At 49.2% G+C, this 12,492-nt stretch carries 12 protein-coding genes; all 12 read left to right on the forward strand.

Translation table 11 applies throughout. From position 1 onward, the window contains the following. The first annotated feature begins 98 nt into the window (after nt 1–98). The gene (locus A3751_RS15125; protein ID WP_082863290.1) at nt 99–674 is read left to right on the forward strand and encodes a nitroreductase; all 576 of its coding nucleotides are present in this window, start codon (nt 99–101) and stop codon (nt 672–674) included. A 141-nt stretch (nt 675–815) separates the two neighbouring features. Continuing rightward, the gene (flgB, locus tag A3751_RS15130) at nt 816–1,217 is read left to right on the forward strand and encodes a flagellar basal body rod protein FlgB (RefSeq protein WP_068457630.1); all 402 of its coding nucleotides are present in this window, start codon (nt 816–818) and stop codon (nt 1,215–1,217) included. A 2-nt stretch (nt 1,218–1,219) separates the two neighbouring features. Further along, entirely contained in the window at nt 1,220–1,654 is a 435-nt protein-coding gene (flgC, locus tag A3751_RS15135) for a flagellar basal body rod protein FlgC (protein ID WP_068457632.1), read from the forward strand. Between the two features lie 13 nt (nt 1,655–1,667). Then, nucleotides 1,668–2,348 carry a flagellar hook assembly protein FlgD gene (locus A3751_RS15140; RefSeq protein ID WP_068457634.1) on the forward strand — a complete coding sequence of 227 codons (681 nt, stop codon included), beginning with the start codon at nt 1,668–1,670 and terminating at the stop codon, nt 2,346–2,348. Between the two features lie 20 nt (nt 2,349–2,368). Continuing rightward, nucleotides 2,369–4,336 (forward strand): flagellar hook protein FlgE, encoded by a 1,968-nt coding sequence (locus tag A3751_RS15145; RefSeq protein ID WP_068457635.1) that lies wholly within the window; start codon nt 2,369–2,371, stop codon nt 4,334–4,336. Nucleotides 4,337–4,361: 25 nt separating this feature from the next. Further along, nucleotides 4,362–5,102: a flagellar basal-body rod protein FlgF gene (flgF, locus tag A3751_RS15150; protein WP_068457638.1), complete on the forward strand. Its 741-nt coding sequence runs from the start codon at nt 4,362–4,364 to the stop codon at nt 5,100–5,102. Nucleotides 5,103–5,204: 102 nt separating this feature from the next. Continuing rightward, nucleotides 5,205–5,990, forward strand: coding sequence for a flagellar basal-body rod protein FlgG (gene flgG, locus A3751_RS15155; protein ID WP_068457641.1), 786 nt, complete (start codon nt 5,205–5,207; stop codon nt 5,988–5,990). Between the two features lie 23 nt (nt 5,991–6,013). Continuing rightward, a complete protein-coding gene (gene flgH / locus A3751_RS15160; protein ID WP_068457643.1) occupies nt 6,014–6,736 on the forward strand; it encodes a flagellar basal body L-ring protein FlgH in 723 nt (240 codons plus the stop codon). Nucleotides 6,737–6,749: 13 nt separating this feature from the next. Next, nucleotides 6,750–7,862: a flagellar basal body P-ring protein FlgI gene (locus A3751_RS15165; protein ID WP_068457645.1), complete on the forward strand. Its 1,113-nt coding sequence runs from the start codon at nt 6,750–6,752 to the stop codon at nt 7,860–7,862. Beyond that, the gene (gene flgJ / locus A3751_RS15170) at nt 7,863–8,873 is read left to right on the forward strand and encodes a flagellar assembly peptidoglycan hydrolase FlgJ (protein WP_068457647.1); all 1,011 of its coding nucleotides are present in this window, start codon (nt 7,863–7,865) and stop codon (nt 8,871–8,873) included. It abuts the gene before it with no gap. 2 nt (nt 8,874–8,875) lie between these two features. Further along, on the forward strand, nt 8,876–11,557 hold the full coding sequence (gene flgK / locus A3751_RS15175; protein WP_068457649.1) for a flagellar hook-associated protein FlgK: 2,682 nt from the start codon (nt 8,876–8,878) through the stop codon (nt 11,555–11,557). A 26-nt stretch (nt 11,558–11,583) separates the two neighbouring features. Beyond that, nucleotides 11,584–12,492 (forward strand): flagellar hook-associated protein FlgL (flgL, locus tag A3751_RS15180; RefSeq protein ID WP_068457652.1); only part of this gene is annotated, 909 nt, incomplete at its 3' end.

Raw genomic sequence — 12,492 nt, forward strand, 5'->3', positions numbered from 1 at the left:
CGCACCTTATGGTTCACGTTAAGGCACGTCCGATTTTTCGAGAGCTAGAGTAGCACCTCCATTTTTTATACACAATTTTTCTGAGGAACCCGAGCGCTATGAGCGAAATGTCATTATCTAGCGATGTTCTTGAGCTTTTGCATACGCGAGTCTCGTATCCGAGGCTTGAGTCTCCAGCGCCGGAGGGTGCGCTTTTAAAGCGGATTCTCATGACGGCGATGCGCGCTCCTGATCATAAGGTTCTTAGGCCAGCTCGTTATCTTTTAGTTGAAGGAGAACGTCGAGAGGAGCTTGGAGAGATTTTTGCCCACGCTGCTCAGCGAAGCGATCCGTCGGCTTCAGATGCGAAGTTAGAAAAATGTCGAGCAATGCCGTTGCGCGCGCCATTGGTTCTTGTAGCAATATCAAAAAACATTGAGCATCCAAAAGTGCCTGTTTTTGAGCAAGAGCAATCCGTCGCATCGGGATTAGCACACATATTGATTGCGCTTCAGGCCTGTGGTTTTGGTGGTATTTGGCGAACAGGTGATATGGCGGTTAATCCTCATGTTAAGCAGGCCTTGCGCATTGAGGAGCATGAGAGTCTGGTAGGGTTTCTCTACATAGGTACCCCTGTTGGTGATGCGAAGCGCATCCCGACACTTCAATTCGACGATCATTTTTATTACTGGTAGGCGTTCAGAGCGGCCGATTTTGATAGGTCATTCTTTGCCGTTCGCATCCCTCAGGTAAAATCCTAAGTCTCTGAATTTTATAATAAAAATAGTTGGCACTTCTCTTGCTTTTACTCTTCTATGTGAAACAGGAAGGGCTCAATGGCAATTTCATTCGATAATGCATTAGGTATACATCCGCAAGCGCTAGAGCTTCGGGTTCAGCGTGCTGAGTTGATGGCGAATAACCTCGCGAATGCTGATACACCTGGGTTTAAAGCACGAGACATCGATTTCAAAGCGGCTTTAGCGGAACAAAATGCGCAGCTTGGTGATCAGCTCAACATGGCGGCCACCAGCTCGGGACACATTTCGAATCATTCGGAAATGGGAAAAGCGGAAGTCCTTTACCGCACGCCTCTGCAACCTTCACTCGATGGGAATACGGTCGACACTCAGCAAGAGCTTGCCGAGTTCACTAAGAATGTTCTCGACTATCAAACAAGTTTCCAGTTTTTAAATGGAAAGTTTAAGTCACTTAGTAAAGCGATAAAGGGTGAGTAAGCATGTCTCTAAACTCTATTTTTGATATTGCCGGATCGGGCATGTCAGCCCAATCGGTCAGACTCAATACAACAGCAAGTAATATCGCGAATGCTGATAGTGCTGCAAGCAGTACCGGTGAGGTTTATCGCGCCAGAAAGCCCGTTTTTTCTGCCATCCAGCAAAATGCGATGGACGTGTTTATGCCCTCCATGCAAGACCAAGCAAGCCGTGGCGTGCAAGTGAAGGGGATTGTTGAAACGGATGCAGCTTTAGATATGCGCTATCAGCCTGATCACCCGCTGGCAGATGAAGAAGGTTTTGTGATGTATCCAAATGTGAATGTGGTTGAGGAAATGGCAGATATGCTTTCTGCTTCGCGAAGCTTTCAAACCAATGTCGATGTCATGGAAGCCGCAAAAACTATGATGCAACGAATTCTCACTCTGGGTCAGTAGGTAGGGCCAGATTATGACTGATATCAATACCAATAATGCAGTTGATCCGCTTTCGGGTTATCGACTGGAGGGCAGCCAGGAAGCCGCCAAAAAAGGCGATCTTGGTAAGAACGAGTTTCTTGAGTTAATGATTGCACAGCTTGAGAACCAGAACCCACTTGAACCGCAGGACAATGGCGCGTTTATCTCGCAGTTGGCCGAGTTTAGTGCGCTTGAAGAGATGCAGCAGATTAGCAGTACTGTGGATAGTTTCAGTGAGCAGTTTCAATCGTCTCAGGCCTTACAGGCTTCTGCCATGGTTGGGCGCAATGTTCTGGTGCCAGGCGCTGATTCACCGTTGCTGTCAGATGGAACCATCTCGGGGATGATTGATTTGCCTTCGGGTACGAGCAACTTGAGTGTTTCCATCCTCAACGGGTCTGGTGAATTGGTAAGACGAATAGATATGGGGCAGCAATTTGCCGGTTCCGTCCCGTTTAGTTGGGATGGCAAGAATGAGCAAGGCGATGTGATGCCCAATGACAGATACACAATAAAAGCAGAAAGCAAAACAAGTACTGGTTCTGAGCAGCTCGACACCTTATTTGCCTCACAGGTAATCAGTGTTTCGATCGCTCAAGGCGGTGGTGCGGTGACGCTTAATCTGGCTGGCCTAGGGAGCGTTCCGATAGAGAGCGTTCGAGAAATCAATTAGTTAATCAGTAGAGGTTCAACATGGCATTTAACGTAGCATTGAGCGGATTAAAAGTATCCGCAACTGATCTCGAGGTCACCGGCAACAATATTGCAAACGCAAGCACAGTTGGCTTTAAGCGATCGCGCGCAGAATTTGGTGATGCCTATTCAAACAGTTTTTTTGGCGGTGGCATTGCTGATGTCGGTGACGGCGTTCAGGTGCAGGCGATTCGTCAGATCCACAGTCAGGGTAATGTAGAGTTTACGGATAACGGCCTAGATATGGCGATTACCGGTAACGGCTATTTTATTCTGAGTGACAATGGTGAAGCGAAATATTCGCGCGCTGGGCAGTTTGGGGTGAACCGTGAGGGTTACCTTGTTAACAATACCGGCATGCGCGTGCAAGGTTTCCAGGCGGATGATGAAGGTAACGTTTCTGGCGTGCTTGGCGATCTAACCGTTGAGACGAATGATTTGGCTCCTCGACAAACAACCGACGTCGCTGCTTTGTTGAACTTAAGCTCCTCGGAGAGTGTGTTGGCCGATTCCGGAAGCACTTTAGAGTCCGATGGTACCGATGTCGGCGTTGCGCAAGCTGGGCCAACCAATGGTTACTCTGCGCAAAGCGTAACGGTGACCTACGATGATGGTAATCCTGCGACACCGACGACTACAGAGTCCGTGACAACGCAAGTGGATGAAAGTGCGCGCGCAATAGCGGACAGATTTAGTGCTCTGTCAGGGGTCAACGCGTCGGCGCGAACCTCGGTAAATATTACAGAGGCAAGTTGGAACAACGCGTCGCAAACCATGACTATTTCTGTCAATGGAGTGGTATTCCAGCCGACAGATCCAACCTTAACCGCGGGCGAGCAGTTAGCCGATATCGGCCAGCAAATTAACTCTTCGGCCTTGGTGGGCACGACCGCCGTATTGAATGGCAATGATCTAGAAATTATTCAAGACCAAGGTGAAGATTTGCGGTTTGCAATTGCTGGCACCGCGCCTGATGCCTTCGATGTACAGGGGAGTGCGGGTGCTGCGCAATCTTTAGCCGTTGGTGGTGGCACGACGGCAACTGTTGGTGGTGTGGTTGAGTTTATTCTTGATGATAACTACGCATTTAGCTCGGGTACGGGTGAAATTGTCGGCTCGACCGTTGGTCAGCCTTTTGTGAACAACGCCTTTGATCCAGTAGATGCCGGTACGTATAACCACGCGACCTCGACCAAGATTTACGACAGCCTTGGTAACTCACATGTGCTCGAGCTTTACTTTGTGAAGCAGCCTCAGCCATCGAATGTGGCTCAAGAGCAGAGCACATGGCAAATGCATGTATTGATTGATGACACAGATGTCGGCGATCCGTTGATTGGTACCGACCCATCGCGAGCAACATTCAATGTTGTCTTCAATGGCGACGGTACGCTCAATGAAACGCTTACAGACGACGTATTGATTTCTAACTGGATTCCTCTTGATGAAGAGGGAAATCCAAATGGTGCAACCTTGCCACTTAACGTTGTTGATGGTGGTGTGTTACCGATCGATTTTCCTCCTACTAGCTCTAACTTCGAGATTGATATTTCAGAGTTAACTCAGTTCGGTAGCCCTTTTGCAGTCAATGATTTATCGCAAAATGGCTACACGACGGGTCGGTTGGTTGGTCTGGATGTTGAGGGTGATGGTGTCATTCTTTCGCGTTTCTCCAATGGCGAGGCGCAAGTGCTTGGTCAGGTGGCTTTGGCGAATTTCCGAGATAAAGAAGGTTTGGCCCCTATCGGGGAGAGTGTTTGGATTGAAACATTTACCTCTGGTGATGCTGTTGTTGGTGCTCCGGGAACCGCTTCTCTGGGTGTGCTTACCGCGTCGGCCACAGAGTCATCGAACGTCGATTTGTCTCAAGAGTTGGTGGCATTGATTGTTGCTCAACGTAACTATCAGGCTAATTCAAAGACCATTGAAACATCCGACACAATTCAGCAGACCATTCTGAATATTTAATAGCGAATCCGGCAGGAGAAGGTAAGTGGATAAAGCGCTTTACATTGCAATGAGTGGTGCCAAACAGAATATGTATGCTCAGCGTGCGCACTCGAATAACTTGGCGAATTTAAATACGACCGGGTTTAAAGAGGATTTTGCGCAAGCGAGAGCAATGCCTGTTTATGGTGAGCATCACCCAACGAGAGCGTATGCCCTTACCGAGCGACCCGCGACACGTTTTGAGCAAGGCCCAATGCGTGAAACGGGTAATCCTTTAGATATTGCGCTCAGTGGCGAAGGGTGGATTGCAGTGCAATCTCCGGATGGTGAAGAGGCGTTCACGCGTGCAGGCGACTTGCAGATTGATGTAAATGGTCAGCTTCGAACTGGCGCAGGCTTACAGGTCTTGGGTGAAGGCGGCCCGATCGCTATTCCTCCCTCGGTCAGTGTAGAGGTTGGCGCTGATGGCGTTATATCTGTGTTGCCGTTAGGTGGAGATGGTGTGATTGCTCAGGTTGATCGTGTGCGATTGGTCAACCCGGACCCAGCGACGCTCGAGAAGCGGGGCGATGGTCTACTTTATGTCAAAGATGGCAATCCGTTGCCAGAGCTCGACGAAAATGTGCGTGTTGAATCCGGTTTTTTGGAAGGTTCAAATGTCAACGCCGTTTCTGCATTAACGGAAATTCTTTCCCTGTCTCGCCAGTACGAGCTTCAGGTCAAATTAATGGGTCAGGCTGATCAAAATAGCGAAGCCTCGGCACGGTTGTTGCAATTCTCCTAGTAAGGTCAATTAAGCGTCGTAGAGCGGCATAAAGTTGCAGCTCTCGAAGCATCAAATTGGACCGGTTATCGGTTCCCAATTTGAACTTTACAGGAGAGAAGTATGCATCCAGCTCTATATGTCAGTCAGACAGGCTTAAGTGCACAAGACACCAAGCTATCTACCATTTCCAACAATCTGGCAAATGTCGGCACCGTAGGTTTTAAGCGAGACGATGCGGTATTTCAGGATCTCCTCTATCAAATTAAGCGCGACCCAGGCGGGTTGACTTCGCAAGACTCGCAGTTGCCTTCAGGGCTTCAGCTGGGCACAGGTGTTCGTGTTGTTGGCACGGTGAAGGAATTCAGCCAAGGTTCGATGCAAGTCACCGAGCGTCCTCTCGATATGGCTATTTCAGGTCGAGGGATGTTTCAGATTGCGTTGCCAGATGGCACCACCGGATATACGCGAGATGGTCGTTTTCAAATCAATTCGGACGGTGAAGTTGTTACCGCAAATGGTCACCTTCTCGAACCTGCTATTACCATTCCAGAGGGAATCAATGAGCTGACGATCGGTGAGGACGGTGTTGTGACCGGAACCATTGTTGGCGATACAGCACTTCAAAACCTTGGGCAGATTGATCTCGTAGACTTCATTAATCCTCAGGGCCTTAAGGCGATTGGTAATAACTTGTTCCGCGAAACCGAGGCAAGTGGTGACCCAATCGCAGGAACGCCCGGCCTAGACGGCATTGGCTCGATTAGTCAGGGCATGCTTGAAACATCCAATGTCGATGTTGTGACCGAGTTGGTCAACATGATTACAACGCAGCGAGCCTACGAGATGAACTCAAAGGTGGTTTCGACTGCGGATCAAATGCTGCAATTTATTTCGCAGAACGTTTAACAGGTTTGGGTGAGCGTAGAACGATGCGTCGTATTTATCTTGAGCTTACATCGCGCTATTTTCATATAGCTTCGCGGCTCGTTATTGCCTCTTTGCTTGTTGCTATGAGCGGTTGCGCAGCGCTCACGCGTGAACAACCCGTGCCCGATGATCCGCGTTATGCCCCGATTCCAGCACAAAGCCTGATGATGGGTGAGCCAATCACAGGCAGTATCTATCAGTCTAATCGTCAGTTCAGTGTGTATGGTGATCAGGTTGCCATTAACGTCGGCGACATCCTTACGGTGAATCTTCAAGAGTCGACGCGCGCCACCAAACAAGCGGAAACGACGTACGACAAGGATGATGAGGTGGATTTCAATGAGGCCAATATTCTGGGTAATACCATCAACTATAAAGGCATGAGCTTGCTCACGGATCCCTCTTTTGAACGATCTTTCGAGGGCACTGCGGAGTCTGGGCAAAGCAATAGCCTCGCGGGCAGTATCTCCGTGACGGTTGCTGAAGTTTATCCCAACGGCTTGCTTCGCGTGCAGGGCGAGAAGTGGTTGAGCCTGAATCAAGGGGATGAGTTTATTCGTCTTACAGGCTTGATTCGTCCTGAGGACATCGGGGTCGACAACACGATTTCATCTTCCAAGATCGCGAACGCGCGGATCGCTTATGGCGGAACGGGTGAGTTTGATCAGGTGAATCGTCAAGGTTGGTTGACGCGCTTCTTCAACAGCGAGTGGTGGCCTTTGTAGCCGGGAGTACCTTATGTTGAGACGATTTTCTTTCTTAATCAGTGCCATTGCACTCGTGGTGTTAAGTGTTTGGTTGATCTCTCCAGCGCATGCAGATCGTTTAAAAGATATTGCTGGCATTGAAGGGGTTCGAAGTAACCAGCTCATCGGATATGGCTTGGTCGTTGGTTTGGATGGGACCGGTGATAAAACGCCCTTTACGAGCCAGACCTTTCGGAATCTGATGAATCAGTTCGGCATCACGATCCCTCCAGGCGTCGACCCGAAATCTAAGAACATTGCCGCTGTCGCTGTGCATGCGGATTTGCCTGCCTTCGCGAAACCTGGCCAAAAAATTGATATCACCGTTTCAAGTCTTGGTGATTCTAAAAGTCTGCGCGGTGGCTCCCTATTGATGACGCCTCTTAAGGGTGCGGATGGACGAATCTATGCGATCTCACAGGGTAGCCTTGTTGTTGGCGGCTTTGGTGCAGAAGGCAGTGACGGATCATCGATTACCGTCAATGTGCCGAGTGTTGGCCGTATTCCGAACGGCGCCACCGTAGAGCGTTCAATTCCAAGTCCTTTTAGTCAGGGCGACAGCATTACTTTTAATTTGCATAATCCTGATTTCACAACAGCGATGAATGTCTCTCAGCAAATCAACGACATGCTTGGTCCTGGTACGGCTTACGCTCAGGATGGTGCTTCTATAATTGTGCGTGCTCCTCGCGACTCTGCGCAACGCGTCTCTTACTTATCGATGCTTGAGAATTTGAATGTCCAACCGGGCGAGGCGCCTGCACGCGTCATCATTAATTCCCGAACGGGTACGATCGTTGTTGGTCAGAATGTTCGTGTTCTGCCTGCGGCAGTTACGCATGGTAGTTTGACCGTGACCATAAACGAAGAGCCAGAGGTTAGTCAGCCAAACGCCTTTGCTGACGGTGAAACGGTTGTCGTGCCTCGCTCTGAAGTGAGTATTGAGCAAGAGAATGGGCGCATGTTTGAGTTTGGCCCAGCGACAACGCTGAGTGAGATCGTGCAGGCAGTGAATCGGGTTGGTGCTGCTCCGGGCGATATTATGGCCGTGCTAGAGGCTCTTAAGCAGGCTGGAGCATTGAAAGCGGATCTAGTGGTGATCTAAATGATTCAGACACCAGATGTTTCAAACTATAACGACCTGAACGCTCTGCAGAATTTAAAATCTGCAAGGCACAAGGACAGTCGTGAAGGCATCAAGGCCGTCGCCGAACAGTTTGAGTCGATGTTTATATCCATGATGCTGAAATCGATGCGAGACGCGAACAAGACGTTCTCCGAGGGGAATATCCTCTCAAGTAACGACACCGAGTTTTATCAGGAAATGTTTGATTCGCAGATCTCTGTTTCTTTGGCTGGTGCTGGCGATGGAGGCATCGGACTTGCGAAGGTGATTGAACGTCAGTTGTTGGAAAATAAAGGTTTGAAGCAGGAGTCAGGTCTAGAACAAGCACTCAGCATGGCAGACATGTCTACTTATGAACGAAAGGACTTCCCGCGCTTGAACGTCGCTAGATTGGGTGATGCGATGGATGAGGTAGATCAAGTGCTAGATATTGAAGATTCAATAGCGCGGATTCCTGAAGAGCAACACGTCGCAGCGACACCGATCACAGCGTTTTCTTCACCAGAACAATTTGTTGAGGCGCTAGCGCCTATTGCCTCTAAAGTCGAAGCACAAACTGGCATATCCGCGCGCCTCATGCTTGCGCAATCGGCCCTAGAAACAGGTTGGGGCCAGAAGCCTATTTTGAAGGGCGATGGTTCGCCGAGCTTTAATTTGTTTGGCATTAAGGCGAGTGGGAATTGGCAGGGAGAGCAGGCAGACATTGTGACCACAGAATTCCATCAAGGGGTTGCGGTGAAACAACGTGATGCGTTTCGTGCTTATGGCTCGTTTGAAGAAAGTTTCCAAGACTATGCGCAGTTTTTGCAGGGCAACCCTCGTTATGAAGAGGCTTTGACAGTGCGAGAGAAACCGATTGAATTTGCGCGAGCCCTGCAAGACTCTGGTTATGCGACAGACCCTCAATATGCCGATAAACTGGGTCGCATCATGCACAGCCGTTTGTCTGATATTGACTTGTCTACCTCCTCATTCACGGAGGAACAGTAATCATGGCTGATTTGATTAATATTGGTGTAAGCGGTCTTAAAACGCATCAGGTTGCGCTCTCGGTTACCGGCAATAATGTCGCGAATATCAATACGCCCGGCTATAGTCGACAAGAAGCCATTATTGTCGATAAGCCAGCTCTGCAAACGGGCGGAGGCTATGTTGGGCAGGGCTCTACGGTTGATGCCATTCGTCGCATTACCTCATCGTATATTACCGAGCAGCTAAGAACCGATACGTCGATTTATCAAGAGCGTGAAGCGGTTCTTGAGCAAGCGTCGGTGATAGATAATTTGTTGGCTAGCACCTCTACCGGCTTAACGCCATCGATGAGCCGCTTCTTTGAGGCGCTTTCAGGTGCTGCTGAGGATCCAACATCGATTCCTCAAAGACAGTTACTTTTGACACAAACCGAGGGTTTGGTGGCACGTTTTCAATCGCTTTCTGAGCGGCTAGAAAGTGTGATCTCTGGCATCAACCAGCAAATTGAAGCGGATACCTCCTCAGTTAATGCACTTGCAAAAGGGCTCGCCGAAGCGAATTCTGCGATTGCTCTGGCAAGCAGCACGGGTGGGGCAGGACAGCAGCCAAATCAGCTTTTGGATGAGCGCGACGAATTACTGCGTGAACTCTCAGAATACGTCTCTCTCCAGGTTGTTGAGAATACATCGAACGGGACTGTGAATGTCTATCTTGGCAAAGGCCAGCCACTGGTTCTTGGGACGGAAGCTTCAGAATTAAGGGCTGTCCGTAATCCGGAGGACGGGCGTCTTATTGATGTCGCGTTGGTGAGCTCAGGCATCGAGCAAAACATAACCGATAGTTTGACGGGAGGGTCCATCGGCGGTGCGCTGTCTTTTCGTGATGGTGATCTGTCATCGACGATCAACGCGATAGGGCGTATTGCGATTACTCTTGCCGACACCATGAATAAGCAGCATGAAGTCGGCATGGATTTAGAGAACAATCTTGGGGGGCTCTATTTTTCGGATATCAACGATCCAGAGGTTGCGCGTTCCAGAGTGATATCGAATTCGCTCAACCAGCCACCCTATGATCAGTCTTTGTCGGTGACCATTACGGATGTAGCGCAATTAACGACGGATAACTATGAGCTGCGTTTTGAAGGGCCGGCCGATTCTGACTACATCATCGTCAACAAAGGAACTGATGAAACGGTATACAAATCGACGCTGTCGAATGTTTTTCCGAGCCGGGTGACCATTGATGGCTTTCAATTAACCTTTGACGGCGGTACATACAAAGTCGGTGATAAGTTCTCGATTTTACCAACGCAATCCGGGGCGATCGACATCAAACAAGAGGTTGATCGTGTTGAAGAGATCGCTCTAGCGGCACCGGTTCGTGCGCGCAGTAGTTTGGGTAATATTGGTTCAGCGCAGATTAGCCTTGGCGAAATGCTGGATGTAAATAGCCCAATTACTAATCAGCCCTTACCCGCTTTTGAGGTCGACGGTGAGCTGACACCGCCGCTGTTGGTTCGCTTCATTACCGATGATTATTATGAGGTGCTGGATAACAGCAATCCGGCTGACCCTCAGCCATTGTCTCCTCCGATTAATAATCAGTTTTTCTCTCAAGGTTTAAGCAATACGCTGTTTACTTCTGACCCGGGGGCGACACTCGTTACGGCAAGTGGTGCGGATACTTTAACTCTGCCTGCTCCGGGAGCGGGTCCTTATACAAATGGCTATGGTGCACAGACGCTCTCTTTCCAGATACGAGATGCGGAAACAGGTATTGTCACATCGCAAAGCCTGAATATCGCAGCTAACGCATCTGCCAAAGATGCAGCGAGTGACATTACCTCCATCGAGGGCGTTGAGGCGACAGCCTATACGATGGCGAGGCTATCGAATTTTACGGATGATGGAGACCCGACTCCGTTAGGACTTGTTATTAATGGTGAGACGATTACGGTGAATCCGCCTGCACTGTATGAGCCTGTAGAGGTTGCGAAAGCCATCAATGACAACGCGGCGCTTCAAGGCTTGTCGATCGTTGCGGTGAGTGACGGGACGTCTGTCGATCTAAGGGCGCTTACGGGTGAAGATATCGTTGTTGAAGTGACAGGTGTGGGCGACAGTGTCGATGTAAGTAGAGTCGATCCCTATACCCCGGGCGCTCCGGTTTTAGCAACGCAAACGGTGAATGCAGGGCAAGGTATTGCCGTTGGTGGTGCCATTGATGTCAGAATGGTTGATGGGGTTTCGTTTACGAGCAATGTTTCTACGTTGTTTGAATTGGCACCGACATCCCAATCAACCTATCGAGGCTTTACCTTTGATATTCAGGGGCAGGCGCGCAAGGGTGATGAGTTTAATATCGAGTACAACACGGACGGCGTGTCGGATAACCGAAATGCCTTGGCAATGTCTTCACTGGAATTTGAAAACTTAGTCCAGGGTTCAGTTTCCTATGGCGAATCGTATTCGCAGGTTGTTGAAAAGATCGGAACGGTGACCAACAGAGCTCGTCTTGAAAGTGAGTCAGCGCAGGCATTGCTGATTCAAACAAATAATATGCGTGATTCAATCTCTGCGGTAAATCTCGATGAAGAGGCCGGAAAGCTTGTGCAATTTCAGGCGGCGTATAATGCCTCCGCTCAGGTTGTGTCGGTCGCGAGGGATCTGTTCGATACCTTGCTGGGTGCTTTCCGTTAGTGTCGCATGGAGTGATGGAGTAAGACATGAGAATCTCTACCATACAAATTTTTGAGCGTGGTATTTCATCAATACAGGATGTGACTGCGCAACAGCAAAAAACCCAAGAACAACTGGCAACGGGCAAGCGGGTTCTCACGCCTGCGGACGACCCCGTCGCATCGACTCGAATTCTTGAGCTAAATCAGGAAATAGCTATCAATACTCAGTTTCAGCGCAACGTTGAGTTGGCAGAGGGGCGTTTGTCACTACAAGATGACCGACTTGGTGGTATCAGTGATGTCATAGAACGTATTCGAACCTTGGCGGTTTCTTCGGGTAACGGTGGACTTTCCAAAGATGATCTTGGTTCGATTGCCTCTGAAATCGAACAGCGCCTTGATCAGTTAGCGGGCTTATTGAATGCGCGTGACGCGAGTGGCGAGTACGTGTTTAGCGGATTTCAGGGTGGTACGCAGCCGTTTGAGAAAAATGAGTCTGGATCTTATCGTTATCAGGGTGATGAAGGTGTTCGGTTTGTTCAGATCGAAAGCTCTGTGCGTATCCAAACAACCTTAAATGGGCAGGAACTGTTTGAAGATATGCCGGCCTATACCAATACATTTTATACTCAGGCGGGCGAGGCTAACCAAGCTAACCCTCCTGCAACAATCTCTGTTGGTCAGGTGATTGATCAGGAGCTCTATGATGCGTTTTACCCTGAAGATTTAGTGGTGGAGTTTACTAGCCCCACAACCTTTAACATTAAGGAAAAGTCTTCAGGCTTTGTATTGCAGTCAAATGTGGCTTACCAACCAAATGGCCCTATTCAGGCTCAAGGTGTTCAGTTTGAGATCAGCGGTGCTCCGGTTACAGGAGACACTTTTTCGATCGAATCATCAGAAAAACAAGGCTTGCTCAGAACCACAGAAAAGTTCATCTATGGTTTGCGGAAC

Source organism: Oleiphilus sp. HI0080 (genome assembly GCF_001635135.1).